At 55.2% G+C, this 26,685-nt stretch carries 23 protein-coding genes; 18 read left to right on the top strand and 5 right to left on the bottom strand.

Annotated features, from left to right (window positions below):
- Nucleotides 1-2: 2 nt before the first annotated feature.
- The 8 genes from fkpB (at nucleotide 3) to QZ534_RS13430 (ending at nucleotide 8,210) form a co-directional block, all read left to right on the top strand.
- Nucleotides 3-455: an FKBP-type peptidyl-prolyl cis-trans isomerase gene (gene fkpB / locus QZ534_RS13465; protein WP_296935038.1), complete on the top strand. Its 453-nt coding sequence runs from the start codon at nucleotides 3-5 to the stop codon at nucleotides 453-455.
- Nucleotides 456-473: 18 nt separating this feature from the next.
- Nucleotides 474-1,427, top strand: a complete 954-nt coding sequence (gene ispH / locus QZ534_RS13460; protein ID WP_296935037.1) for a 4-hydroxy-3-methylbut-2-enyl diphosphate reductase — start codon at nucleotides 474-476, stop codon at nucleotides 1,425-1,427.
- 234 nt (nucleotides 1,428-1,661) lie between these two features.
- Nucleotides 1,662-2,267, top strand: coding sequence for a GspH/FimT family pseudopilin (locus QZ534_RS13455; RefSeq protein WP_296935036.1), 606 nt, complete (start codon nucleotides 1,662-1,664; stop codon nucleotides 2,265-2,267).
- 14 nt (nucleotides 2,268-2,281) lie between these two features.
- Nucleotides 2,282-2,830, top strand: coding sequence for a type IV pilus modification protein PilV (gene pilV / locus QZ534_RS13450; RefSeq protein ID WP_366935822.1), 549 nt, complete (start codon nucleotides 2,282-2,284; stop codon nucleotides 2,828-2,830).
- An 8-nt stretch (nucleotides 2,831-2,838) separates the two neighbouring features.
- On the top strand, nucleotides 2,839-3,939 hold the full coding sequence (locus QZ534_RS13445; RefSeq protein WP_296935035.1) for a PilW family protein: 1,101 nt from the start codon (nucleotides 2,839-2,841) through the stop codon (nucleotides 3,937-3,939).
- 20 nt (nucleotides 3,940-3,959) lie between these two features.
- Nucleotides 3,960-4,448, top strand: coding sequence for a PilX N-terminal domain-containing pilus assembly protein (locus QZ534_RS13440; RefSeq protein ID WP_296935034.1), 489 nt, complete (start codon nucleotides 3,960-3,962; stop codon nucleotides 4,446-4,448).
- A gap of 405 nt (nucleotides 4,449-4,853) precedes the next feature.
- Nucleotides 4,854-7,754 (top strand): PilC/PilY family type IV pilus protein, encoded by a 2,901-nt coding sequence (locus tag QZ534_RS13435; RefSeq protein WP_296935033.1) that lies wholly within the window; start codon nucleotides 4,854-4,856, stop codon nucleotides 7,752-7,754.
- 3 nt (nucleotides 7,755-7,757) lie between these two features.
- A complete protein-coding gene (locus QZ534_RS13430) occupies nucleotides 7,758-8,210 on the top strand; it encodes a type IV pilin protein (RefSeq protein ID WP_296935032.1) in 453 nt (150 codons plus the stop codon).
- 52 nt (nucleotides 8,211-8,262) lie between these two features.
- Here QZ534_RS13430 and QZ534_RS13425 read toward each other — a convergent pair whose 3' ends face one another.
- From QZ534_RS13425 to QZ534_RS13415, 3 genes are all read right to left on the bottom strand, one after another.
- Entirely contained in the window at nucleotides 8,263-8,823 is a 561-nt protein-coding gene (locus QZ534_RS13425; RefSeq protein WP_296935030.1) for a GspH/FimT family pseudopilin, read from the bottom strand.
- A gap of 115 nt (nucleotides 8,824-8,938) precedes the next feature.
- A complete protein-coding gene (locus tag QZ534_RS13420) occupies nucleotides 8,939-10,327 on the bottom strand; it encodes a sigma-54 dependent transcriptional regulator (RefSeq protein ID WP_296935029.1) in 1,389 nt (462 codons plus the stop codon).
- A gap of 56 nt (nucleotides 10,328-10,383) precedes the next feature.
- Nucleotides 10,384-12,039 (bottom strand): ATP-binding protein, encoded by a 1,656-nt coding sequence (locus QZ534_RS13415; protein ID WP_296935028.1) that lies wholly within the window; start codon nucleotides 12,037-12,039, stop codon nucleotides 10,384-10,386.
- 93 nt (nucleotides 12,040-12,132) lie between these two features.
- Here QZ534_RS13415 and QZ534_RS13410 point away from each other — a divergent pair, with 93 nt between their 5' ends.
- A complete protein-coding gene (locus QZ534_RS13410; protein ID WP_296935027.1) occupies nucleotides 12,133-13,803 on the top strand; it encodes an NAD+ synthase in 1,671 nt (556 codons plus the stop codon).
- 60 nt (nucleotides 13,804-13,863) lie between these two features.
- Here QZ534_RS13410 and QZ534_RS13405 read toward each other — a convergent pair whose 3' ends face one another.
- Nucleotides 13,864-14,697: an outer membrane protein assembly factor BamD gene (locus QZ534_RS13405; RefSeq protein ID WP_296935026.1), complete on the bottom strand. Its 834-nt coding sequence runs from the start codon at nucleotides 14,695-14,697 to the stop codon at nucleotides 13,864-13,866.
- A gap of 133 nt (nucleotides 14,698-14,830) precedes the next feature.
- Between QZ534_RS13405 and rluD the strand changes: the two genes are divergently transcribed.
- From rluD to clpB, 3 genes are all read left to right on the top strand, one after another.
- Nucleotides 14,831-15,808: a 23S rRNA pseudouridine(1911/1915/1917) synthase RluD gene (gene rluD, locus QZ534_RS13400; RefSeq protein WP_296935025.1), complete on the top strand. Its 978-nt coding sequence runs from the start codon at nucleotides 14,831-14,833 to the stop codon at nucleotides 15,806-15,808.
- Nucleotides 15,798-16,568 carry a peptidoglycan editing factor PgeF gene (gene pgeF / locus QZ534_RS13395; protein ID WP_296935024.1) on the top strand — a complete coding sequence of 257 codons (771 nt, stop codon included), beginning with the start codon at nucleotides 15,798-15,800 and terminating at the stop codon, nucleotides 16,566-16,568. The genes rluD and pgeF overlap by 11 nt, the downstream gene beginning before the upstream one ends.
- A gap of 316 nt (nucleotides 16,569-16,884) precedes the next feature.
- Nucleotides 16,885-19,461 (top strand): ATP-dependent chaperone ClpB, encoded by a 2,577-nt coding sequence (gene clpB / locus QZ534_RS13390; protein ID WP_296935023.1) that lies wholly within the window; start codon nucleotides 16,885-16,887, stop codon nucleotides 19,459-19,461.
- A gap of 49 nt (nucleotides 19,462-19,510) precedes the next feature.
- Here clpB and QZ534_RS13385 read toward each other — a convergent pair whose 3' ends face one another.
- The gene (locus QZ534_RS13385) at nucleotides 19,511-19,972 is read right to left on the bottom strand and encodes a DUF4124 domain-containing protein (protein WP_296935022.1); all 462 of its coding nucleotides are present in this window, start codon (nucleotides 19,970-19,972) and stop codon (nucleotides 19,511-19,513) included.
- A gap of 521 nt (nucleotides 19,973-20,493) precedes the next feature.
- Here QZ534_RS13385 and QZ534_RS13380 point away from each other — a divergent pair.
- The 6 genes from QZ534_RS13380 to QZ534_RS13355 all read left to right on the top strand — a co-directional run bounded on the left by QZ534_RS13380 (nucleotide 20,494) and on the right by QZ534_RS13355 (nucleotide 26,390).
- Nucleotides 20,494-22,212, top strand: a complete 1,719-nt coding sequence (locus QZ534_RS13380) for an acetolactate synthase 3 large subunit (protein WP_296935021.1) — start codon at nucleotides 20,494-20,496, stop codon at nucleotides 22,210-22,212.
- A gap of 2 nt (nucleotides 22,213-22,214) precedes the next feature.
- A complete protein-coding gene (ilvN, locus tag QZ534_RS13375) occupies nucleotides 22,215-22,706 on the top strand; it encodes an acetolactate synthase small subunit (protein WP_296935020.1) in 492 nt (163 codons plus the stop codon).
- 64 nt (nucleotides 22,707-22,770) lie between these two features.
- Nucleotides 22,771-23,787: a ketol-acid reductoisomerase gene (ilvC, locus tag QZ534_RS13370; protein ID WP_296935018.1), complete on the top strand. Its 1,017-nt coding sequence runs from the start codon at nucleotides 22,771-22,773 to the stop codon at nucleotides 23,785-23,787.
- An 89-nt stretch (nucleotides 23,788-23,876) separates the two neighbouring features.
- On the top strand, nucleotides 23,877-24,695 hold the full coding sequence (gene pssA / locus QZ534_RS13365) for a CDP-diacylglycerol--serine O-phosphatidyltransferase (RefSeq protein ID WP_153637182.1): 819 nt from the start codon (nucleotides 23,877-23,879) through the stop codon (nucleotides 24,693-24,695).
- A gap of 97 nt (nucleotides 24,696-24,792) precedes the next feature.
- Nucleotides 24,793-25,767, top strand: a complete 975-nt coding sequence (gene msrP, locus QZ534_RS13360; RefSeq protein WP_296935017.1) for a protein-methionine-sulfoxide reductase catalytic subunit MsrP — start codon at nucleotides 24,793-24,795, stop codon at nucleotides 25,765-25,767.
- Nucleotides 25,767-26,390 (top strand): sulfite oxidase heme-binding subunit YedZ, encoded by a 624-nt coding sequence (locus QZ534_RS13355; protein ID WP_296935016.1) that lies wholly within the window; start codon nucleotides 25,767-25,769, stop codon nucleotides 26,388-26,390. The genes msrP and QZ534_RS13355 overlap by 1 nt, the downstream gene beginning before the upstream one ends.
- Nucleotides 26,391-26,685: the final 295 nt, after the last annotated feature.

Genomic DNA, 26,685 nt, shown 5'->3' with positions numbered 1-26,685 from the left:
TTATGAATGAACTGCCTGTCGACAAGGGTACCCGGGTAAAACTGCACTTCGCCCTGAAGTTCCCGGATGGCGAAGTGATTGATTCGACTTTTGAGAATGAGCCGGCTTCCCTGGAAATCGGCGATGACAACCTGCCGGAAAACTTTGAAGCCTACCTGATGGGCATGAAGGTCGGTGACAGGGACAGCTTTGAGGTTCCGCCGGAGAAAGCCTTTGGCCAGCACAATCCGAATAACGTCCAGACCTTCAAGCGCCATGAGTTCAGCCCCGATATGGTTCTGGAGCCGGGCGTGATGATCTCCTTCGCCGATGCGCGCCAGAGTGAGTTGCCCGGTGTGGTCAGTCGCGTGGAAGGTGATGAAGTCGAGGTGGATTTCAATCACCCCCTGGCAGGGCGTACACTGACGTTTGAAGTAGAAATCATTGACGTGGAACCGGCAGGCCCGGCCCACTAACCAGAGCAGCAGGTTGATATGCAGATCCGACTCGCCAATCCCCGAGGTTTTTGTGCCGGCGTGGACCGCGCCATTGAAATTGTAAACCGGGCGCTGGACGTGTTCGGAGCGCCGATCTACGTAAGGCACGAAGTGGTCCACAATAAATTTGTGGTGGATAACCTGCGCAACCGTGGCGCCATTTTCGTGGACGAGCTGGACGAAGTGCCAGACGACAAACTTGTCATCTTCAGCGCCCATGGCGTTTCCCAGGCGGTACAGAACGAAGCCGCCCGCCGCGGTTTGAAAGTCTTTGACGCCACCTGTCCACTGGTTACCAAGGTTCACCTGGAAGTCATGCGTTATAGCCGCGACGGCCGGGAATGCGTATTGATCGGCCACCACGGCCACCCGGAAGTGGAAGGCACCATGGGGCAGTACGACCACAGCAATGGTGGTGAAATCTACCTCGTGGAAAACGAGGAGGATGTTGCCAACCTCGAAGTTAAAGACCCCGGCAAGCTCTCCTACGTGACCCAGACCACCCTCTCCATGGACGATACCGCCCGGGTTATCGATGCCCTCCGAGCAAAGTTCCCGGAGATTCAGGGCCCGCGCAAGGACGATATCTGCTATGCCACCCAGAACCGTCAGGACGCCGTGAAGCAGTTGGCCGGCGACTGCGATCTTATGCTGGTGGTTGGCTCGCCGAACAGCTCCAACTCGAATCGTCTGCGTGAGCTTGCCGAGAGAATGGGCACGCCTGCGTATCTGATTGATGAGGCTTCCCAGATCGATGCTGCCTGGCTGGAAGGGAAGACCTCGGTTGGAGTTACCGCTGGCGCCTCTGCGCCCGAGGTTCTGGTAAACGATGTGATTACTCGCCTGCGAGAGCTTGGTGGGAGCGTTCCGGAGGAGATTGCCGGGCGTGAGGAGAATATTGTGTTCTCCATGCCAAAAGAGCTTCGGATTGATGCGGTCAATGTTGGGTAATTGACTTTCTATAACACTATTTGACTGATAGTAGTCCTGCATACTTAGCGTAAGCATTACGGACAGAACAAGTTTCGAATTAGCCTACCACTCGAAAGTCATCTGATGAGAGATGGGTCATGTTCTAGTGACCTCTCGAACCACTTGTCAGGCAAATTTTGCCGTTTATCGTGACGTGCTGGAGTGCTAGTTACCTTGCTTCTACCCTTATGATAATCAAAAAAGGGTTGAAATATGGCAGAACTCCAGCGCCAATCGGGCTTCACACTTCTTGAGCTTATTATCACGATAGTCATTCTTGCGATCGTGGCTTCCTTTGCTGTGCCCTCATTTAGGGAAACTGTTCTGAATAATCGCCTTACTGCCCAGATCAATGAGATCTCGAGTCTAATCAGCTATGCGCGGAGTGAGGCATCAAAGCTTCAGGGCGGGGTCGTCACCGCCTGTTCATCAACCGATAGTGCTTCCTGCAGTGGAAATGCAGCTTGGGAAACTGGCTGGATTATTTTCCGTGATATGGATGGAGACCGGTCTGTTGACAGTGGTGACGGTGACGAAGTCCTTAAAGTCGGAGGATCGCTCTCAGGGGGTAACAGTTTTCGCATAGAGGGGTTGACGAGTGACGGTGGAGGATTTGTCCAGTTTGCCAGCAACGGGTTTCCCATACCGTCGGCCACTGGCAGCAATGCAGGTACCTTTATCGTATGTGATGAGCGTGGCGCTGCTGAAGCCAGAGCTGTCGTTGTTAATGTCTCGGGTCAAACCCGCTTAGCACGGGATACCGGTGGGACAGCTGGGGTTTTGAATGATCACGATGACGCAGACATTACTTGCCCGTAAAGATGGAAAGAAAAATGGCTAAACAATCGTCCGGACAAATATTGATAGCTTTTAGCCCCGGCAGAATGAGAGCCGGCGGTTTCACTATGATTGAAATTCTGGTGACGCTTTTCATCCTGGCAATCGGGTTGCTGGGGCTCGCCGGTTTGCTTTTCGAGGGCATGCGAAACAACCAGGGTTCCTATTTGAGAACGCAGGCCAGCATCCTGGCATACGATATGGCTGATCGTATGCGAGCTAACAGAGCTGAAGCGCAAGGTGGTAGCTATGGGGGCTTTTCCACCGCGACCATTCAATCCACGACGCTTCCGGCGTGCACCGGCCAGGCCGCAGGCTGTACTCCTTCTGATCAAGTAACCGTCGATCAGGTTGAATGGACGCTCCAGGTGCAGGGCACGGGAGGGGATATGGCAATGCTTCCCGGTGGTGTGGGAACCATTGCACATGATGCAGCATCCGGAATATACACTGTAACTATCCAGTGGGACGAGGCCAGTCGTGCAGGTGATGCTGGTGAAGATATTGCGGGAGACAACTCCTATGCCGTCAGGTTTTCGTTGTGAGGTGCTCTATGAGAAAGACTAAAGGCGGCGCAGGACTGTCGACAAAGCCGATGCGGCAAAAGGGGCTTTCTCTCGTAGAACTGATCATAGCCCTGGCGCTCAGCGCAACACTGATACTGGGCGTATTTACGGTTTATATGGATTCGAACCAGACTTCTCGTCTGGCGACTTCCCTGGCGAGAATTCAGGAGTCTGGTCGTATTGCTACGGATATTATGGCCCGGGATATGAGAATGGTGGGTTATCAGGGATGTGCAGATCCAGATGATGTTGCTCTAAATGTAATTGCTGAGAATCCCCCGACCTCTGATTTCTTTTCCACTACATTGCGCGGATGGGAAGTTGACGACGCGAATTGGGCGAGTGGCACGGAGTTTGACGGCCATTCAATTGAGTCCAGGGCTTTGATCGGCAGTGATGTGCTCGCGGTGCAGCGAGGCGAGTCTGTTGAGGTTGAAATTACAGGCAACATGACTGCGGATAATGCCAATATCCAGGTTGGCGGTTCAGAGGTCGGTCTTTTCTCTCAGAATGACATCGTCCTGATTTCCGATTGCGAAGCCGCTGACCTCTTCCGCATATCCAGTCAACCGACCTCGAACACTTGGGCGCATGCGAATAACGTCAACACCGACAATCGTTTGAGCCAGGCTTACACCGAATCAGCAAGGATTATGCGTTTTTCAGCCACGGTCTATTTTGTAGCAGACACCGGTCGGGATGATGCACAAGGCAACGATATCAGAGCGCTTTATCGGGGCACTAACAACCTGCTTAATCAGGCAACGCCAGACTTCCAGGTAGACGAAATTGTTGAGGGTGTTGAAAGTCTCCAGATTGAGTATGGAGAGCTGCTCGCGACGAACAATATAAGGTACACGACCGCCGACAATGTAGGCGACATGGCGAACGTCGTGGCTATTCGTGTTGGCTTGTTAATCAGCGACTCTGATGGCGCCCGGAACAGCGCAGATACGGCAACTTACGCTCTGCCGGGGGAGCAGATTGTTGGAACAACAGGAGCGGGTGCTTCTGCTGTGACCCATCCTGAGGATCAGCGATTGCGACGTGCGTTTGTTTCAACCGTTATGTTACGCAACCGCGACTAAAACGAGCGAAGGGTAGTTTGATGACAAACAGAGCGAAGCAGTTCGAGTTTATCGATCGACAAAATGGCGCTGCTCTTATTGTGAGTCTCATTGTGTTGTTGGTGCTCACTCTGATTGGTGTGGCTGGAATGAACACTTCCGTCATGCAGGAGCGTATGGCTGTTAACTCGCAGAATGCGAACCGGGCCTTCCAGGCAGCTGAAAGTACTGTAAGTGCATTAACCAATCAACTGTACGCAAACGATTTGACCTTACTGCGTGAGTCGATGCAGAACGCTAGCGAAGAGAGCAGCGTCGTTACGGTAACCACGCTGGACTCAGGGAACGGGATCACTGGTAGCTATCAGGCACGGTTCCTCGGGGAAATCATTATAACGAGTGGTAGCTCAATGAATGCCGATGAAAGCTCAAACCAGTTGAAAGGCTATCGGTATGAGTTGATTGGCGAAGCAACGATGGCGAACACCGGCGCCGAAGCGCGTGTTTTCAAAGGCATTGAATATTATTGATTCCCGCTTGGTCGGGAGGGAGAGAATGATGAGATATTCATTGGTGTATTTGCTGCGGATTAGCGCAGCTCTACTTCTACTTGGCGTGGCCGCCGGGACTGCCAATGCCGAAACCGCTCGGTCGATGCTAGATGGTGATGTTTTCGCGGCAGAGGCGAATCAGGTAGAGCTAGTTTTCAATGCATCAGGAGAAGTGGTTCAGGTGCGGGTTGAGGGCTGTGAGTCTTGTGCGAAGTCCAGCTACTTGCCGGCTAGGGAACTGTCGATTTCCCGGCAAGGAAAGACGATTGACATGCGTAGGACCAGTGGCCTTATTGGGAACCCCGCGACCTTGGTGATTGGAAGTGGCTCCGAATTGGTAGAGCAGGTGGACTTTTGGGTGCCGCGTGGCGATGGAGGTGATCAATGAAAAGTTTCAGTCGCGTTCTCACTACTGCACTTTCGGCAGCATACTTCTCCATGGCCGGTACTGCGGCATTGGGTGATGACACAGAGATCTTTTTCACCAATGCGCAAAAGGTAGTCCAGCCAAACATCATGCTCATTCTGGATGCCTCGGGAAGTATGAGCACCCAGGATGTCGACGGGGACACGCGCCTCAACGTAATGAAGCAGGCAGCCAAAGATCTTGTAAACAGCTTAAACGACGTGAACGTTGGACTTATGATTTTCGGGGGCAACGAGGGTGCATACTTTAAGGCGCCCGTGGCCGATATTGATACTCAAAGGTCTTCATTGATCACCAAGATTGATGGTCTGTTCGCGGGTGGCAACACTCCGTTGTCCGAGAGTCTATTTGAGACCATGCGCTACTATCAGGGGGAAGATGTTTTCATTCGAAGCACCGATGAGGATGGTTCCCAGCGCAGTGGCGTTGTATCTTCAACTGATTCATCAGTATTCGATAGCCCTGTGGAGTATTCCTGTCAGCCGAACTACGCATTGCTTCTGACGGATGGTGAGCCCACGTCCGATACAAATTGGCAGACAGAGATTGAGTCGGAAGTCGGAAGCTGCACTGGCAATTGCCTTGATGAAATTGCCGAGCACATGTGGACTGAGGATATGATCCCGGCCGCAAACGATCCGAACGATGATTTTCCAGGCCAGCAGAAGGTTGCGACCTTCACTATTGGTTTTAAAACAGATCAGACGCTTCTGAGTGACGCGGCTACCAAAGGTGGTGGGCAGTATTTGCTTGCCGATAACGCTACGCAATTGACCTCAGCCCTTCAGCAGGTTTTTGATGAAGTTAATGCGCGGTCAACAACATACGTCGCTCCCGGCATCGCGGTTAATACCTTCGACCGCCTTAATCACCTGAACATGCTTTACTACGCGTTGTTCCAATCCCAGAAGGGCGCTATTTGGAACGGTAATCTGAAGCGCTACAAGCTTGAGATTCGGACGAATTCCTCGGGCGAGGCAGAAGCAGTTATCGTCGATGAGAATGGTAACCCGGCGATTGACCCAGCAACCGGATTCTTTAAGGACACGGCGCAAAGCTGGTGGAGCCCAACCGCTGATGGACCGAATGTGAAGCTCGGAGGCGCAGCGTCTCAACTGCCGGATACAACTGCTGACCGTAACGTGTTTTCGAACCTTGATTCCAGAAAGTCTCTTCTATCCGACAACAACAATGCTGTTGTGGCGACCAACAGTAATCTGACAAAAGCTCTTTTTGGTGACACCAATATGTCAGATGCCGAATTCGCGAAGCTTGTTCAATGGACGCGTGGGGTGGACGTTACTGATCAGGACGGCGATAACGACTTGACGGAAGCCCGAAAATTGTTGGCAGATCCTCTCCATTCAGTGCCGCAACTGGTAATTTACGACGGAACCACTGCGACCAATCAGGACATCACTATCTACTATGGTGACAATCAAGGCTATATTCATGGTGTAGATGGAGAGACTGGCAAGAGTTATTTCTCTTTCATTCCCAAGGAGTTGTTGAAGAAACAGCCGGCAATGATGAATAGCACCGAAAAATCCAGCAAGGAGTACGGTATGGATGGTACCGTCGTCAGCTGGGTACATGACGATAACTTTGATGGTGCAATCAAGTCGGCAGATAACGACTTTGCCTATATCTACTCAGGTATGCGTCGAGGCGGCAAGAGCTATTACGCTCTGGATGTCACCAACCGGAACGCGCCGTCTTTGCTTTGGCAGATCACAGGAGGTATTGCAAACACCAGCTTCGCGGAGATGGGGCAAACGTGGTCCAAACCCGTAAAGACTAAAGTCAATATAAATAACAAGTTGTATGAGGTGCTGATCTTTGGTGGCGGCTACGATACGAACCAGGATTCGGTAACAACGCGTACCGCTGACAGTATGGGACGTGCGGTATATATCGTTGACGCCGAGACTGGAGTCCGGCTCTGGTGGGCCGGGCCAACAGGCAGTGGCGCAGATCTGGAACTGCCCGAAATGAAGTACAGCATACCGGCCTCGCCTAAGGTTCTAGACGTAAACGGGGATAAGTTGGCGGACCAGATCTATGTTGGTGATATGGGTGGGCAGATTTTCCGGTTCGATTTAAGTAATACGGCAAAACTTACAAGCTTTGCCACTGGTGGACGAATTGCGGATCTGGCGGACTCGACTGAAGCTGGCAATCGTCGTTTCTACCATAGCCCTGATCTGTTTGGGGTTAAAATCGGTGGAGCGCGCTATCTTGGACTGATCATTGGTTCGGGTTACCAGGCCCACCCGCTGGATACTGACATCAAAGACCGGATTTACATGTTGAAAATACCGGCTGTCAGCTCCGCGCCCCTCGATCCGAAAGATGCGACACAAACTCGTGTCCTCTATCAAACGATTACTGAGTCTAACCTGTTTGATACCACGGATAACCTGATTCAGCAGGGCACTGATGCCCAACGCACCACAGCTGCACAGGATCTGGCGGCTTCCAAAGGGTGGTTTATCGACCTGAGTAGCAACCCTGGTGAAAAAGTACTGGCGGAGAGCGTGACTGCAAATAATGAAGTATTCATTACGACTTACGAACCTAAAGCGAGCTCTGATCCGTGTTTGCCTCCGACTGGGACATCAAGGCTTTATCACCTGTCCGTGCTCGACGGGCGAGCCGTTCGTAACTATTACACGGGAGATGGAAAGCCGGCTGATGAATTAACCCGGGAAGATCGGCCTGTAGAGCTTGGAATTCCTCTGCCTTCGAGCCCTCAACGGATGCGGGTGGATGATACCGACGTAATTTGTGTCGGTACAGATTGCCAGACCATTGAGACCGTACAGGGCGTTGTGGAAACCTATTGGTATGAGGATTGATGATTGAAACTCGGTGATGTTCGGCAACGCGGCTTCACGCTGATAGAGCTGCTTATTGTTGTAGTTATTGTCGGCGTAATAGCGGCTTTCGCCTATCCCAGCTATGTCGAGTACGGGGAGCGTACTCGGCGTGCTGACGCACAGGGGGCCTTAATGGAATTTGCAGCGGCGATGGAGCGCCATTATGCGTCTCAAAATACCTATGAGGGCGCGGCAACTGGTGGCAGTGATACGGGAAGCCCGGGTATTTTTCCAGACGAAGCACCCCTCGAGAGCGATAATAAGTTTTATGATCTAACAATTACTGCTGCAACAGGTAGTTCTTACACTCTTAGGGCAACTCCAAAGAGTGTCCAGGCGGGCAATGGCATTCTGGAGCTCGATTCTACGGGAGCTCGGCGCTGGGACGAAAGTGGTGATGGTAGCTTCGGGGCTGGAGAAAACGATTGGCAATGATTGGTTCGGGAGGTCGTTTCGTGATGATTTCGACCTCCCAGCTGTTTGAAACCTAGCAACTAAGCTTTGTTCCCCATGGCAAGCGTATTATGCCATCTCCATCCTCGTCGTGTTCGGCCCGGAATCGTCCAGCAATATTCACAGGCATGTAGCTCATCACCCCGTTTTTGAAGTTTTGGGGACAAAGAATCAGACTTCCCATTGCTCCGTGGGTCATTCCTCTGCTGTTAAACTGGAAATATCCTCGCCCGGCAGTTCGCGATCTCAGACTGTAATCGCCCAGATTTACGTTTATTTGATTAAGTATCTGGCCTCCATCCGGTGCCTTATCGTTGTCTGAATCCAAAAAAACCGATACGGGTTGTTCCCAGGCGTCAACGCACCGGTTCTTGATGGAAAGTGGGCATACTGTCACTAATGTGTTTTGGCTGGCGGCGGTCCATCGAGCGTAGGCGAAAAGAGTATGGTAGCTTTCGAGGATGACCCGATGTCTGGTCTTGCTTATCCACCATTCCCACGCCTGACTGGTGAAGCCGGCAGCGATTGAGAGGATGACAATGGTAATGATTAGCTCAAGCAGGCTAAAGCCTGCCTCGCGTTTTTGTGAGGGCATATGAACGTTCCTTGTTCGTTTAAAGGAGAGTCTCTCCGGCGTCCTGTCGGAGTCAGACCTGCCGCAAGTCTACCATGGGCTTTATTGTCTGCGAACTTTCCCTGGAATATGAGCTTTATTCCATTCCCAACTTCTTCAGCCGATATCGAAGCGCGCGAAAACTGATACCCAACCTCTTCGCCGCCGCCGTCTTGTTCCACCGAGTCGCTTCAAGCGCTTTCTCTATGGCTTGCCGCTCGATACCCTCCAGATACCCCTCCAGATCGATTTCACCATCAGGAACGGCAACACCCTCTCCCTCGCCAGCCTGGCCTTCAGCAATAATCTGTGTGGCAGACGAGGCATGTTGCACTCCGTTCCCCAGGTGAAGATCCTCAGCATCAATCTGGTCAGCGTCGCAGAGAGTGAAAGCCCGCTCCAACACGTTTTCCAGTTCCCGAACATTGCCGGGGAACTCATAGCTTCTCAACCTTTCGACGGCGGCAGGTGTTAACGAAGCCGGTTCACACTCATACTCTTTCGCAATGCGTTTAAGAATATGATTCGAGAGCAGGGGAATATCATCCGGCCGTTCTCTCAGTGGCGGCACGGCCAGCTCGATCACGTTAATCCGGTAGAAAAGGTCCTGGCGAAAGCTGCCTTCCTGCACCAGCTCCGGCAGGTTCTTGTGGGTAGCGCTCAGTACCCTGATGTCGACGGGCACTTCCTTGGTATCGCCAACCGGCCGAACGGCTTTTTCCTGAATCGCGCGGAGCAGTTTCACCTGCATGGCCAGGGGCAGGTCGGCCACTTCATCAAGGAACAAGGTGCCGCCGTTGGCTGAACGGAACAAGCCGTCTTTATTCTCCACGGCACCGGTAAAGCTGCCTTTTTTGTGGCCAAAAAATTCGCTTTCCATCAGCTCTGAGGGAATCGCGCCGCAGTTAACCGCGATGAATGGTCCTTCGCGGCGGGGGCCCTGCAGATGAATCATGCGGGCGACCAGTTCCTTGCCACTGCCGGACTCGCCGCTGATAAACACCGGTGCCTGGCTCCGGGCCAGCTTGCGGGTCTGGTTCCGGAGTTTGCGTATCTCTGTCGATTTACCCAGTAGCAGGCCCGGCTCATCTGCCACTTCTTCTACGTCCGCCTTGGGTTCAGATAGCTTGAGAGCACTACTAACCAGCTCCCTGAGTCGGGGCAGCTCCACCGGTTTGGACACAAAATCAAAGGCTCCGGCCTTAAGCGATTCAATCGCGGTATCCATGTTCCCGTAGGCAGTGATCACGGCGACAGGCGTAGCGGGCGAGTGTTTTTGGATCCACTGGACCAATTCGATGCCGTTGCCGTCTGGCAGGTTCATGTCCGTCAGGCAGAGATGGGTGGTGTTCTGTTCCAGCAATTTCCGGGCGCTGCTTAGGTCGGGCGCCGTGAGGGTCGATATACCCATCCGGGTGAGGGTGATCTCAAGTAATTCCCGAATGTCCGGTTCATCATCAACGATCAGCGCTGTGTATGTGGTCATCTTTATTCGTCGGTTCCGTGTCGTTGTTCAAGCGCCCGATATCCGCCGGCGCCGGTTCAGATCATTCGCCCCGGGTGGGCAAATGTGATGCGAAAACAGCAGCCGGGCTTGTTATCTTCTACCAGGGAAAGATGCGCCTGGTTAGCCTCGCACAGTTCCCGGGCCAGATAAAGCCCGAGCCCGGTTCCCGTCTTGTCAGTGGTAAAAAACGGTTCGAACACAGAATTCCTGTTCTCCGGAGCAATTCCGGGACCCATATCGCGCACATCGATGTAGGCCCTTTCACCATCCTCGGTTGCCCCTGCGTGGATGCCGATCTTACGCTGTCCCGAGTGCTGTTCACTGTAGCGTAATCCGTTGTCGCAAAGATTCACCATCACCTGTTCAATCTGGCTTTTATCGAAGCGCGCCGGCGGTAGTTGCGGATCGATCTTCAGAACAATATTTGCCGCGGTGCAGCCCTCGTCCTGTGTTTGCAGGAAGTCTTCTCGAAATTCCTGGAGCCAGGGAGCCACTTCGATCAAATCTGCATTTGCGGCCCGGCGCCTCGAGAGGTCCAGAACGTTCTCAATGATGCCGTTTACTCGTCGGGAATGACGCCGGATGATCTCCAGCATCTGGCGGTCGCCGGGCTCGAGGTTGGGGGATTCCTCCATGAGTTGGGCAGCGTGGCTGATCGCCCCCAGGGGATTGCGGATTTCATGGGCGATGCCGGCTGTGAGTCTACCCAGTGATGCCAGCTTCATCTGCTGGGCCTGTTGGGTGACTTTGCTCATGTCTTCGATGAACACGAGGATCTGGTCGCCCCGTTCCTGATCCAGTTGGGTAAAGTTGGCCTGCAGCAGTGGCGAAGTTGGTGAGGGCTGGAACGGGTCGATTCGCTGTGAAGGGTCTTTTAGCCATGCATCCAGACCCTGCTTGAGCGGTTTGGGTAACACGTTTGCGCGCTGGTTGATCGGTACTGAGGTTTTGGGAGCGCCGTATAAAAGTTCTTCGGCGGCCGCATTGGCAACGCGGATCTGGCCGAAACGGTCCAGTACGAGTATGCCGGTACGCATGCGCTGGATAATCTGCTGATTGATCTGCTCCAATTCGGCAATGCTGCGGGCGCGGCTACTGGCCAGAGCCTCGCTGCGCATCATTCGACGGGAGATGCTCTGCAGGACAAAAGCGGCTGCAAAATAAAGGATGCCCAGCGAACCGGCCCGTACGATATCGTCGGCGGACTCTCCCAGCGCCAGCACGGCCCATCCGGATATGCCCAGGGAGCAAATCGCAGCCAGAGCTGCGTAGAAGGTTCCCATTCGGCTTGGCGTCAGAATGTTGCCAGCTGCCACGGACACGATCACCAAATTGGCGAGGCCGTTGGTAATACCTGTGCTGGTAAGCAGCAGGCCATGCATGATCAGGATATCCAGCAGGATCGAGAGAGTGATGTGGCGCTGGCTGGGGTGAAAGCCGGCCACCAGGAGCAGGGCAATAAATGCGTTCAGGCCCAGGTAAGCGGAGACGCCTGCCTGGTAGTAATCCAGCAGCCGGAAACGCATGTCGAAGTTGACGGGGTCCACGAATAACAGTGCCACCAGCATCAGGCTCACCACCAGGCGGTAGTGGTTGTAGATCCTGAACAGCTTCGCCTGCTGCGGGCCGGACGGTGTTGAAGGGTGCTGGCCGAGCATTTCGGCCGATTGTGCTGGTGTATCTGCTGCCATGAGTTACAGGGATCCGCTGTTGATCGGAAGAAATCCACGCCTATGCGGGGTTATAATAGCCTTTTCATGGCAATGAGTTACAGGAGCCGATTTATGTCCGTGTCCGGAAACCAGGCAGCGACCGGGGTGTCAGCTAAAAAATTGCGGGTGGTGATGGCCCAGCTGGATTTTCTGGTGGGAGACATTCCCGGCAATACCGAGCTTATCCTGGAGGCTGCCCGCCGGGCATCATCCGAGCATCATGCGGACATCGTGGTTTTCCCGGAGCTGTGCCTGACCGGCTACCCACCGGAAGATCTGCTGTTGCGCCCGAGCCTTGAAGTGCGGGTCAACGAGGCGCTGGAAAGGCTGCAGGCGGAAAAGCTGGACCCGGTGATCGTTATCGGTGCTCCACTTCGCCATGGTGCGCTGTTGTACAACGCGGCGGTGGTCATCGACGGCGGCGAAATGACTGGTCGGTATTTCAAGCGTTTCCCGCCCAACTACCAGGTATTTGATGAAAAGCGGTACTTCGCCGAAGGCCAGGATGTCCTGACTCTGGATATCCGGGGCGTTCCGGTAGGGATCACCGTGTGTGAAGATCTCTGGAAGGAGGGGCCGGTGGAAGACTGTGCAGTCGCTGGCGCCCGATTGATCCTGAATCTCAACGCCTCGCCCTACGATATCGACAAGCAGGCCCGTCGCAAAGCCCTGCTGGAGCGTAAATCCAGGGAAAACCTCGTCAGCATTGTTTACGTGAACCTGGTGGGCGGCCAGGACGAACTGGTTTTCGATGGCGGCTCCATGGTGTTTGACCATTCCGGTGTGCTGACCGCGGAGGCTCCCCAATTTGCAGAAGGCCTATATCCGGTCGACTTCCTGTGCGAGCACCATTGCCAGCCAGTATCCCAGCCGTTGCCTGAAGAGCCTTCTCTTGAGGCCAATGTTTACAGCGCCCTCGTGACCGGCGTTCGGGACTACGTTAACAAGAATGGTTTCAAGTCGGTGGTTCTGGGTCTCTCAGGTGGCATCGACTCGGCGGTGACTCTGGCGGTTGCAGTGGATGCCCTGGGCAAGGAACGGGTCCGCGCGGTGATGATGCCGTTCCGCTATACCTCGAGTATGAGCCTCGAGGATGCCGAGGCCGAGGCGGTTGCGCTGGGTGTGCAGTACGATGTGTTTTCCATCGAGCCCATGTACGACGCCTTCATGGAAACTCTGGCCGGGCCTTTCGAAGGCACCACGCCGGACGCAACCGAGGAAAACCTGCAGGCCCGTCTGCGCGGCGTATTGCTGATGTCCCTGTCCAACAAGTTCGGTTCGCTGGTGCTGACTACCGGGAACAAGAGCGAGATGGCAGTGGGCTACTCAACGCTCTATGGTGATATGGCTGGCGGTTTTGATGTGCTTAAGGATGTGCCCAAAACCCTGGTATTCCGCCTGGCCAAATACCGCAATACGCTCTCGGACGGCGAAGTGATCCCCGAACGTGTGATCACCCGCCCGCCTTCGGCAGAGCTTGCGCCAGACCAGAAAGACGAGGACAGCCTGCCCGGTTACGATGTGTTGGATCAGATCCTGAATCTTTATGTAGAGCGGGATTTCAGTTCCGATGCGATCGTTGCCGAAGGTTTTGAACGGGCAGATGTTGAGCGGGTTATCCGCCTGGTGGACATTAACGAGTACAAGCGTCGGCAGGCGCCGATTGGCGTGCGGATTACCGAGCGCGGGTTTGGCAAGGACCGGCGCTATCCGATCACTAATGGCTGGAAAAGCGGGAAGTAAGCAAGGGAGTCGGGGTCAGATGAAAATTTCATCTGACTCCAATTTCAGCCTGTTCGGCCTTTATTCGTCGCCCATCAAGCCAAAGGTGACAACGTTCGTCAGCGAACGGTTTTCGCCCTGCAGCAGATCCACCTCAAACTCGCCGTCCGCATTGAACGCGTCGCTTTCCGGGAAGTTGGTGCGGAGCATGGCGATCGCGTCCTGCGAACCTTTATTCAGCTCCAGGAAGCGAAAGGTTTCGGCGAGGATGATCAGGGCCTCTTCGGTAACGGTGGCAGTCGGGAAATTCTCGATGATGTACCGCGCCCGGTTGTTGGCCGCCACGTAGGCCTGGCGCTTGATGTAATAGCGGGCCGCGTAGAGTTCCAGTTCAGCCATGCGATTGCGCACCGCGATCATTCGCTGGCGGGCATCCGCGACGTACTGGCTGTCCGGATAGCGGTTCAGCAGTTCAGAAAAATCGCGGAAAGACTGCAACTGCTCGCCAGGATCCCGAGCCGCGACATCAATCGGGAAATAGCGGGCCGCAAGTCCGATGTCCAGGTTATAGGAAGCCAGACCGCGCATGTAGAGTGCGTAGTCTGCATGGTCGCTTTGCGGGTTAAGACGCAGGAACCGGTCGGCGGCAGCACGGGAGCCCTCGAGGTCGAGGTTCTGGTAGCGGGCATAGATCAGGTCAAGCTGGGCCTGCTCTGCGTAGCGACCGAAGGGGTAATAGGTTTCCAGGGCGTCCAGGTTCTGCTCTGCCTCGTTGAAGTTCCCAGAGCTCATGGCCTGGCGGGCATTTTCATAATAGGTCTTCTCCGGAAGCACTTCCTCCTGCTTGTTGGAGGCGCAGGCGCTGACCAGAACAACCAGTGTGGAAAGTAGCAATAAACGAAGACCTGATCTCATTCCGGAATCCCGTATAATGTCGATTAATTCAAGGGCAGTCATTGTAGCGGGGAAGTGGCTCCATGTGCAGAGCAATCCCCACGGTTTCCAATAATCTGACCGAAACGTAACACACACAGGCCCTGGGGGCTTAATGTCATCTGAAAAACGAATCCTCGCCAACTTTGTTGTGCCGCCGGAATTGAGTGATCGGCGTCTTGACCAGGCTGCGGCAGAGCTGATGCCCGAACACTCCCGTTCCCGCCTGCAGTCCTGGATCAAAAGCGGTGCATTAACGGTAAACGGTGAGGTGCGGAAGCCTCGGGACAAAGTGATGCTGGACGATCGCCTGGAGCTGGATGCCGAGCCGGAAGCTCAGGTGAGCTGGCAGGCCGAGGAAATATCCCTCGATATCGTCTATGAAGACGAACACTTGTTGGTCATCAACAAGCCGGCAGGCCTTGTGGTCCACCCTGCTGCCGGCCACGCCGATGGAACCCTTGTCAACGCCCTGTTGAATTACGCACCGGAAGTCGAGAATCTGCCCCGAGCGGGCATCGTTCACCGCCTCGACAAAGACACCTCCGGTATTATGGTCGTCGCCCGAAGCCTGATTGCCCATACGTCTCTGGTCGATCAGCTACAGACCCGAACCATGGGCCGCGAGTATGAGGCCGTCGTTGTTGGCACCCTCACCGGTGGTGCAACGGTGGACGCGCCCATAGGCCGGCACCCGCGGGAACGCAAGAAAATGGCTGTCGTCGCCTCCGGCAAGCCGGCGGTCACCCACTACCGACTGGTGGAGCGTTTTGCGGCTCACACCCACGTCCGCTGCAAGCTGGAAAGCGGTCGAACCCACCAGATCCGGGTTCATATGGCCCATGTAAAACACCCGCTGGTCGGAGACCCTCTGTATGGAGGCCGTTTGCGGCTGCCCAAGGGAACCACAGAAGAGCTTCGAGAGGCGCTTTCTGCGTTCAACCGCCAGGCTCTCCACGCCCGGCAACTGACCCTGGAGCATCCGGAAACCGGTGAAATCCTGACCTGGGAAGTGCCACTGCCTGACGATATGGTTGCCTTGATCGAAGCCCTGCGCAAACACGCCCGGGAGCTCGAAGCGCGTGACTATTGAACCCGTAACTATTGAAAGCAACGCCCTGAAGCCGGACTGGTCCGCGCCCGATAAAGTGCGGGCCGTCAGCACAACCCGCGCCGGCGGCGTTAGCGGGCGACCCTGGGCCAGTCTTAACCTCGGTAGTCACGTCGAAGACAACCCGGATCATGTGCAACAGAATCGACGAAGACTCGCCGAGTCCACCGGGCTTAAAAGCGAGCGGATCGGCTGGCTAAATCAGGTGCACGGTACCGATGTTGTCGAACTGACCCCGGATAACGTTGGACAAGTCGCCAAGGCTGACGCCAGCTACACCCGTCATCCGGGCATCGCCTGCGCCATCCTCACCGCCGACTGCCTGCCCGTTCTCCTTGCCGATCGCGAAGGAACCGTCGTCGGCGCCGCCCACTGCGGCTGGCGAAGCCTGTGTGATGGCGTTATCGAGAATCTGGTGAGCGCCATGGCCGTTGCACCCGAAACCCTACAAGCCTGGCTCGGCCCGGGCATCGGACCGGACAGCTTCGAAGTCGGCCCGGAAGTCCGCGACGCCTTCATCAAGCATGATCCGGAAGCCGTCCACGCCTTCAAAGCGGAAGGCGCTCGGCCAGGGCACCTCATGGCAGATATCTATGCACTTGCCACCTTGCGGCTAAATCATCTTGGCGTTTCCAGCGTGTCTGGCGGTGGCCTGTGTACCGTTCAGGATCCGGATAGGTTTTTTTCTTACCGCAGGGATGGTCAAACAGGACGGATGGCCACGTTGATTTGGTTGAATTAATCATTAATAGTCAATTGAGTGGTCATCTTTGCGTTATTACCAAAGCTCGGGCCTGGGGCGGGAATGACTCTCCAGAACTGGCTGCAGCATGGATGCTGCAGCCAAGCCTACATGGACGTATTTACGGCGTGTTCTGGAGAGTCATTCCCGCCTCAGGCTTCCACAAAACTCAAACCTGACGGCCGTCAATTTTCTGACGAATACACCGAGCCCCCGCTTGAAGTCCACCTACTTGCCCCTACATTAACTGTCAAAGCAATCGAATATCCGCCGCCGATGGCACCATGGTATTCGCAGAAATTTGGGGAAAGTACACATGAGAATCGACAAACTGACCAGCAAGTTGCAGACCGCCCTAGCGGATGCACAATCCATTGCTGTCGGAAAAGACCACAACTTCATTGAGCCGGTTCACCTGCTGCAGGCACTACTCGACCAGGAAGGCAGCGCCATCAAACCACTGCTCAAACAGGCCGGCGCAGAGCCCGGACGCATTCGCCAGGCGATTGCCCGGGAAATCGAGAACCTGCCGGAAGTGCAGGGATCAGCTGGCGACGTCTCCATGTCCAATGACATGGGCCGACTGTTCAACATTGCCGACAAACTCGCCCAGAAACGCAAAGACCAGTACATCTCCAGCGAGCTGATGCTGCTGGCAGCCCTGGAAGACCGGGGCACGCTTGGCCGGGTGCTACGGGAGCAGGGCGTTGATAAAGCGGCCCTGGAAAAAGCCATCGACGAGGTTCGGGGTGGTGAGGCGGTTAACGATGCCAGTGCCGAGGAAAACCGCCAGGCCCTGTCCAAATACACCATCGACCTTACCGAGCGAGCTGAGGCCGGCAAGCTGGATCCGGTAATCGGTCGGGATGATGAAATCCGCCGCACCATTCAGGTATTGCAGCGCCGGCGGAAAAACAACCCGGTTCTGATCGGTGAGCCCGGCGTTGGTAAAACCGCCATCGTCGAAGGGTTGGCCCAGCGCATCGTCAACGGCGAGGTGCCCGATGGCTTGAAAGACAAAAAAGTCCTGTCACTCGATATGGGTGCCCTGATTGCCGGCGCCAAGTTCCGGGGTGAGTTTGAAGAGCGCCTGAAAGCGGTTCTGAACGAGCTTTCCAAGCAGGAAGGCCAGATCATCCTGTTCATCGACGAGATCCATACCATGGTGGGTGCAGGCAAGGCCGAAGGCTCCATGGACGCCGGCAACATGCTCAAGCCGGCCCTGGCCCGCGGCGAACTCCACTGTGTGGGCGCGACCACCCTTGATGAATACCGTGAAAATATCGAGAAAGATGCCGCCCTGGAGCGCCGCTTCCAGAAGGTACTGGTCAGCGAACCCAGTGAGGAAGATACCATTGCAATCCTGCGTGGCCTGAAAGAACGCTACGAAGTACACCACGGCGTGGAAGTGACCGACGGAGCCATCATTGCGGCCGCCAAGTTGTCACACCGCTACATCGCCGACCGGCAGCTGCCGGACAAGGCCATTGACCTGGTGGATGAAGCAGCTTCCCAGATCCGCATGGAAATGGATTCCAAGCCCGAGGCCCTGGACCGTCTTGAGCGTCGACTGATTCAACTGAAGATCGAGCGCGAAGCCCTCAAAAAAGAGACCGATGCCGCTTCGAAAAAACGCCTGTCGGAGCTGTCCGACGTCATCACCGGTGTCGAGCGTGAATACGCCGATCTGGAAGAAGTGTGGAATACCGAAAAGGCGGCGTTGCATGGTTCTCAGAAGATCAAGAGTCGCCTGGAGCAGGCCCGGATTGATCTGGAGAACGCCCGTCGCGCTGGCGATCTTGGCAAGATGTCCGAGCTCCAGTACGGCCAGATTCCCGAGCTCGAGCGCCAGCTGGATATGGCCAGCCAGGCCGAGATGATGGAGATGAAGCTGCTCCGGAACCGGGTAACCGACGAAGAGATTGCCGAGATCGTTTCCAAGTGGACCGGCATTCCGGTGTCGAAGATGCTCGAGGGTGAGCGCGACAAACTGATGCGCATGGAAGAGGCGCTCCACGGTCGGGTTATCGGTCAGGATGAGGCGGTTGAAGCGGTATCCAACGCAGTGCGTCGGTCTCGGGCAGGGCTGTCTGATCCCAATCGCCCCAACGGGTCGTTCCTGTTCCTCGGTCCGACCGGTGTGGGCAAGACCGAGCTATGTAAGGCCCTGGCGTCCTTCCTGTTCGATACCGAGGAAGCCATGGTTCGGATTGATATGTCCGAGTTTATGGAGAAGCATTCCGTGGCCCGTCTGATTGGTGCGCCTCCTGGCTATGTCGGCTACGAGGAAGGTGGCTACCTGACCGAAGCCGTTCGTCGCAGGCCGTACTCCGTGTTGCTGCTGGATGAGGTGGAAAAAGCCCACCCGGACGTGTTCAACATCCTTTTGCAGGTGCTTGAAGATGGCCGCTTGACCGACGGGCAGGGCAGGACAGTCGACTTCCGGAACACCGTTATTGTGATGACCTCAAACCTGGGCTCGGACATCATCCAGCAGCAGGCTGGCGAGGAGAACTACGAGGTCATGAAGAATGCCGTCATGGAAGTCGTCGGCACTCATTTCCGCCCCGAGTTCATCAACCGGGTGGACGAAGTGGTGGTGTTCCATCCGCTGGCGGAGAACCAGATCCAGGGTATTGCCCGGATCCAGATCGAGTCTTTGAGCAAGCGCCTGAAAGAGCAGGATATGAAGCTTGAGCTGGATGATGCGGCGATGGAGTTGCTGGCCGAAGTCGGGTATGACCCGGTCTACGGCGCGCGGCCTTTGAAGCGGGCCATCCAGAAAATGATCGAAAACCCGCTGGCCCAGCGTCTGCTTCAGGGAGAGTTCGTGCCCGGGGATGTTATAAAGGGGACGGTGGAGGACCACCACCTGGCATTCGCCAAGGCTTGAGCTTGAAATCGGGGTCAGATGAAGACTTTCATCTGACCCTTTTTTCACCTTACTGTTCTTCTGGACCGCAGTTCTCTTCCGCAATCCTCTCAAACTCTGCCCGTTTTTCAGCAATCTCCTCTGGGGTGAGGTAGCGTTGTTCGCCATTCTCCTCGACCCGAATCCGGGCATTGCGCTCAATTACTTCCAGATTGGAGCGGGCTGTCGCACAGTTTGCTTCCCGCTGTTTTCTGCGTGCCTCCTCAACGGCCGTCTCCTGGCGCTGTTCTGCCTCCTCATTTTGCTGTTCCTGCATATTCTGCAGACGCTCTTGAGGGCTCTGCCGGTTGCCGGACGCATCGGTAGAGGTGCCGGAGCGAACGTTGACTCGTTCGGCCTTCGAGCCCGTAGGCTGTCGGTCGCCAAAATGGGTAACCCCGTTTTCATCGGTCCATTTATAGACAGAGGCGCTCATGGCGACACCAGGTACAACGGCCAGTAATAAGGTCAGCGTCAGGATTTTTCTGTTCATGGCTCTACTCGCGTATGTTCACTGCTCCCGGGCAGGCAGACAACCTGGATAAACCGGGCCCGTTTTTTCTCAGCTTATTATTCCCTATCATGCCACCAGTGTTGCGGATTTTCTTCTGTCTGGTTCAAATCTTTGTATCGGATTTGTGTCAAGTATGGCAGACCTTCGGCGAGTATAGGCACAGAAACCTGCAGCGGCTATTGACAGGGAGTTTCGCGCTGTCAGAATTACCGATTGCCTGAAGACTGGGGTCAATACGGCAGGCAATCCCGAGCGAGTATCCCCCATCAATTACCACACTGAACGCGCCGCGCATCCGTCGCGGGATGGTTGTTGCTTACGTGCAACCCGTTGATTGGCCGTTCTCCGCAACCCTCAGGAGGGCGGCTGGCCAGGAGACAACCTCTTAACAAGGTGTGGAGGAGCAGCCGGTTCCGCTTCCACAAGAAGCATGGACACCGTGAATCCAGGCAACCGGGACCCGTCCCGGCTCATTCACTCGTAGAAGAGGGTAGAAAATCGTGGAGTTATTGTCTGGCGCCGATATGCTGATCCGGTCCCTTCAAGATGAAGGCATCGAATACATATACGGCTATCCGGGTGGTGCAGCCCTTCATATTTATGATGCGCTGTTCAGGCAGGACAAAGTCAAGCACATTCTGGTAAGGCACGAGCAGGCGGCGGTCCATATGGCCGACGGCTATGCCCGCGCAACCGGAAAACCAGGTACCGTACTGGTGACCTCGGGTCCTGGAGCCACCAACACCATCACCGGCATTGCCACCGCATTCATGGATTCCATCCCCATGGTGGTTCTGTGCGGCCAGGTTGCGTCCACTCTCATTGGTGAGGACGCGTTCCAGGAAACCGACATGATGGGTGTTTCCCGTCCCGTGGTTAAGCACAACCTCAGTGTCCGTCATCCTGAGGAAATCCCGGAGATTATCCGCAAGGCCTACTACATTGCTGCCACCGGTCGTCCTGGCCCCGTTGTTGTGGATATCCCCAAGGACATGACCACGCCGAACGAACGGTACGAGTACGCCTATCCCAAGAAGGTCAAGCTGCGTTCCTACAATCCCGCTATTCGCGGCCATGCCGGCCAGATCAAGAAAGCGGTCGACATGATGCTGGCCGCCAAGCGACCGGTTATCTACGCAGGTGGCGGGGTTATTCTGGGGAAGGCCTCGGATCAGTTGACGGAACTTGTCCGGATGCTGGGCTACCCCATCACCAACACCATTATGGGCATCGGTTGTTACCCGGCCAGCGATAAGCAACACCTTGGCTGGCTCGGTATGCATGGTACCTATGAAGCCAACATGGCCATGCACCATTCGGATCTGATTCTCTGTGTCGGGGCCCGTTTTGACGATCGGGTTACCAACGCAACCGAGAAGTTCTGTCCGGGCGCGCGCATTATCCACATCGACATTGACCCGGCATCAATTTCCAAAACGGTGGATGCGGACGTGCCCATCGTTGGCCCGGTAGACGCCGTGCTCAAGGAAATGCTGGCGCTGGTCAAGGAAGCCAAGGAGAAGCCGGACGCAGACGCGATCGCTTCCTGGTGGAAGCAGATTGACGAATGGCGGGCATTCCACGGCATGCGTTACGAGACCAGCCCGGATGTGATCAAGCCCCAGGAAGTCATCGAGATGCTGTGTCGCCTGACCAACGGCGAAGCCTTCGTGACGTCCGATGTCGGTCAGCACCAGATGTTTGCGGCCCAGTACTACAAGTTCGACAAGCCCAACCGCTGGATCAACTCCGGTGGTCTGGGCACCATGGGCTTCGGTTTGCCGGCTGCCATGGGGGTCAAGCTGACCCATCCCGATGACGAAGTGCTGTGCATTACCGGTGAGGGCAGTATCCAGATGAACATCCAGGAGCTGTCTACCTGCAAGCAGTACAATCTGCCGGTGAAGATCATCAATCTGAACAACCAGGCGTTGGGTATGGTCAAGCAGTGGCAGGACATGAACTATGAGTCGCGTCATGCCGAGTCCTACATGGAATCGCTCCCGGACTTCATCAAGCTGGCGGAGGCCTACGGCCACAAGGGTGTCCGGATCGAGAAGAAAGAAGATCTGGAGACCAAGCTGAAAGAAGTGCTGGCAATGAAGGACGATCTGGTATTCGTGGATATTTACGTGGACCGCTTTGAACACGTGTATCCGATGCAGGTTGCCCGAGGTTCCATGAAGGATATGTGGCTCAGCAAGACGGAGAGGGTCTGATCATGCGTCGAATCATTTCTGTTTTGCTTGAAAACGAGCCCGGCGCCCTGTCACGGGTTGTTGGTCTGTTTTCCCAGCGTAACTACAACATTGAAACACTCACCGTGGCGCCAACTGAAGACGAGACTCTGTCCCGTCTAACCGTGACCACCACGGGGTCTGACAAGGTGATCGAGCAGATCACCAAGCAACTGAACAAACTGATCGAAGTCGTTAAACTGGTGGACCTGACCGAGGGCGCCCACATTGAGCGCGAGCTCATGCTGGTCAAGCTGAAGGCCACCGGTTCCCAGCGTGCCGAGATCAAGCGTACGGTGGACATTTTTCGCGGCCAGATCGTGGATGTGACTAGCTCCGTCTACACGGTTCAGTTGGCAGGTGACAGCGACAAGCTGGACGGCTTCATTCAGGCCGTTGGCACGTCGGGTGTGCTGGAAGTGGTGCGCAGCGGTGTATCCGGTATCGCCCGGGGCGAGAAGGTGCTCAGCCTTTAACGATTTCAAACAGGTTTTGAACATTATGGCCCTCTGGGGTCATCACAAATAACAGAGGTTTCTCATGCAGGTTTATTACGATAAGGATTGCGATCTTTCCATCATCCAGGGCAAGAAAGTTGCCATCATCGGCTTCGGCTCCCAGGGCCACGCTCACGCGTGCAACCTGAAAGAATCCGGCGTTGACGTTACCGTGGGTCTGCGCCCGGGTTCTTCTTCCATTGCCAAGGCGGAAGCCTATGGCTTGAAGACCAGCGACGTGCCCTCTGCCGTTGCCGCTGCTGACGTTGTTATGGTCCTGACTCCGGACGAGTACCAGGCCCAGCTGTACAAAGCGGAAATCGAACCGAATCTGCAACAGGGCGCCACTCTGGCATTCGCCCATGGTTTTGCCATTCATTACAACCAGATCGTTCCGCGCAAGGATCTGGACGTGATCATGATTGCTCCAAAGGCTCCGGGCCACACAGTGCGCACCGAGTTCGCCAACGGCGGTGGTATTCCTGACCTGATCGCCATCTTCCAGGACTCTTCCGGCAACGCCAAGAACCTGGCGCTGTCCTACGCCAGCGGTATCGGTGGCGGCCGTACCGGCATCATCGAAACCACGTTCAAGGATGAGACCGAAACCGATCTGTTTGGTGAGCAGGCGGTTCTTTGCGGTGGTACCGTAGAGCTGGTTAAAGCGGCATTTGAAACGCTTGTGGAAGGCGGATACGAGCCGGAAATGGCTTACTTCGAGTGTCTGCACGAGCTGAAGCTGATCGTCGACCTGATGTACGAAGGCGGCATCGCCAACATGAACTACTCCATCTCCAACAACGCGGAGTATGGCGAGTATGTGACTGGCCCGGAAATCATCAACGAGCAGTCCCGTGAAGCCATGCGCAACGCGCTGAAGCGCATCCAGAGCGGCGAGTATGCCAAGATGTTCATCTCTGAAGGTGCCCTGAACTATCCGTCTATGACGGCGCGTCGTCGCCAGAACGCGGAACACCAGATCGAAGTCGTGGGTGAGAAGCTGCGTGGTATGATGCCGTGGATCTCCGCGAACAAGATCGTGGATAAGGACAAAAACTAAGCGGAATTCCGCCTGGTTTTGAAAAACGCGGCCCGGGTGGCCGCGTTTTTCGTATATACTCCGCCCAAACGCTTTCCGGAGTAATGGGAATGACTGAAGAAAGAAAAACCGCCGACGGCAAGCAGAACCCGGACTATGAGGTAGAGGCTGGGGAAGTGGTTGAAGAAGAGCTGGTGGAAGGTGCGCCGGTTCGCCGCAAGGGTATCTACCTGCTGCCTAATGCGCTTACAACGGCGTCGCTGTTTTCAGGCTTCTACGCCATAGTCTCTGCCGCGAACGGCGTCTTTGATAACGCCGCGATTGCCATTTTTGTCTCCATGATACTGGATGGTCTGGATGGCCGTGTTGCCAGGATGACGAATACCCAGAGCAAATTTGGTGAAGAGTACGATAGCCTCGCCGACATGGTGGCTTTTGGTGTCGCCCCCGGGCTAGTCGCCTTTTTCTGGTCGCTGAACGCCTTCGATAAAGTCGGTTGGGCCGTTACTTTCATTTACGTGGCTGGCGCCGCACTTCGTCTGGCTCGCTTCAACACCCAGATTGGTTCGGTCGACAAGAAGTTCTTTGTTGGATTGCCCAGCCCGGCTGCCGCAGCGTGCGTTGCTGGCCTGGTCTGGTGTTTCCATCTCTTTGAGCCCGCTGCCTGGCTCACTCTGCTTACCATGGTGGTGGTTGCCGGTACGGGCGTGCTGATGGTCAGCAACATTCTCTATCGCAGTTTCAAGGATCTGGACCTGCGTGGTCGGGTACCTTTTGCTGCTATTCTGCTTGTGGTCCTGGTGTTTGTAGTGATCGCGCTGGATCCGGCTACCGTACTCTTTACCGGATTTCTGATATACGCGTTGTCCGGCCCTGTTCGTGCGTTGTTCCGTGGCAAGCCCCGGAAAGCTTCAGGCGCCGCTGACTGAATTCTCGTTTCCCGGATCTTCGTGGTGGGGTCCGGGAATTTTCACCACAGTCTCCGGTCAACGCCCTAGCTGGCTGACGCCCTGACGGAGACTTTTCATGTTCATCAAGAAGCGCCCATCCTGGGCACTGCCTCACTCAGAAGTTACCCCCGAATCTGTCTACCTCGATCGACGGAAATTCATGTCCGGCACTGTCGCTGTTGCCGCAGGCCTGTCCATGCCGGGTTTGTTATCGGCTGCGAAGCTACCGGTGCCCGGGGAAGCGCTGGACTATGTTGTAATGCCGGGCTTTTCTACCGATGAGGAGAAAACACCTTTCGAGGATGTGACCCGCTATAACAACTTTTACGAATTTGGCACAGGTAAAGGCGATCCGGCCAAGTACGCCGACGAAATGAGCGTTAATCCCTGGTCTGTAGTGGTCGAAGGTGAATGTGAGCGGCCCGGTGAGTATGCCTTGGAAGATCTTCTGAAGCCTCACGATTATCAGGAACGGGTATATCGCCTGCGTTGTGTCGAGGCCTGGTCCATGGTGATTCCCTGGATAGGGATTCCTTTGGCCGACGTTTTAAAGCGGCTTGAGCCGAATCCCCGGGCGAAGTACGTGTATTTCGAGACGCTGTATGATCCGGATCAGATGCGAGGGCAGCGTTCACTGTTCAGCACCATCGACTGGCCATACCAGGAAGGTCTGCGCATCGACGAGGCAATGAATGAACTAAGCTTTCTGGCGGTTGGGCTCTACGGTAAGACCATGCCAAACCAGAATGGCGCACCCATTCGCCTCGTGGTGCCCTGGAAATACGGTTTCAAGAGCATTAAGTCGATCGTCAAGATACGGTTCCAGGAAGATCGGCCAAGAACCACTTGGGAGATGCTCGCGCCCCAGGAATACGGCTTCTACGCCAATGTTAATCCAGAAGTTGACCACCCCAGATGGAGTCAGAAGCGGGAACGGAGGCTGCCTTCCGGTTTGCTTTCGCCTAACTGGATGGAGACCGTCAAGTTCAATGGTTATGGGGAGCAGGTCGCCGATCTGTACAAGGGTATGGACCTGAGCAAGTTCTATTGATGAACGGTAAGCGAATGGTGGATCGCCCAGGCTTTGTCTTGGCTTTCCGTCTTCTGGTCGCGTTTCTCGCCTGCGTCCCTCTTCTGGTATTGGCTGCCAATATTGCCAGGCAGTCGCTGGGGCCTGACCCGGGGCAGGAAGTGACGGAATCACTCGGGATTGCCGCATTCCAGTTATTAATCGTGACCTTGTGCATGACTCCGCTAAAGCGCTGGTCAGGCTGGTCAGGCTGGATCCGGGTTCGCCGAATGCTCGGCCTGTTTGCATTCTTCTATGCCGTACTGCACGTGTTGGCGTTTCTGCAATTTATCCTGGGCTGGAGTGATCTTTGGGCTACATTTACCAAGAGGCCCTACATAGTGGCCGGTGCAGTTTCGTTTCTCATGCTGGTACCTCTGGCTCTGACCTCCACCAAGGGAATGATGAAGCGGCTGGGTAAAAGCTGGAAAGGTTTGCACAAGCTGGTCTACCTGATCGCCATTACCGCGTGGGTCCACTTTATCTGGCAGGCAAGAAGCGATATTGGTGAGATGATCGCTTACGGCCTGGTTATCGTGGGTTTGCTGGCATTGCGCTGGAAATGGAGTGGGGCTCGAGGGCTGATTCCCTTTGCCAGAGGCTGATTTCAGGTTGAAAACCGAACGAAATGATCAGTGTTTGAGCAGCGAAGTACGTGGAAACCGAGACCGCTATAAATTAATTCAAAAACCTCGTTGACAGTTTTCCTGACGCCTGTAGAATGCGCACCACTTCTGAGGGACAAGCCACTTACAGCGGTCTTCCCGCAAGAAGTAACCGTTTGAAAATACTGAAGAAAACGAGTTTTAAAATTCTTCAGATTAACGGTTGACAAGGCGGCGGAACGATGTAGAATACGCGGCCTTGATTGAGCAACAGCTCAAACGCTCTTTAAAAAGT

The sequence above is a fragment of the uncultured Marinobacter sp. genome, assembly GCF_913055835.1.
GTDB lineage: Bacteria > Pseudomonadota > Gammaproteobacteria > Pseudomonadales > Oleiphilaceae > Marinobacter.
Note: the sequence above shows the minus strand (reverse complement) of the source record. Positions and strands in the feature narration are given on the sequence as shown.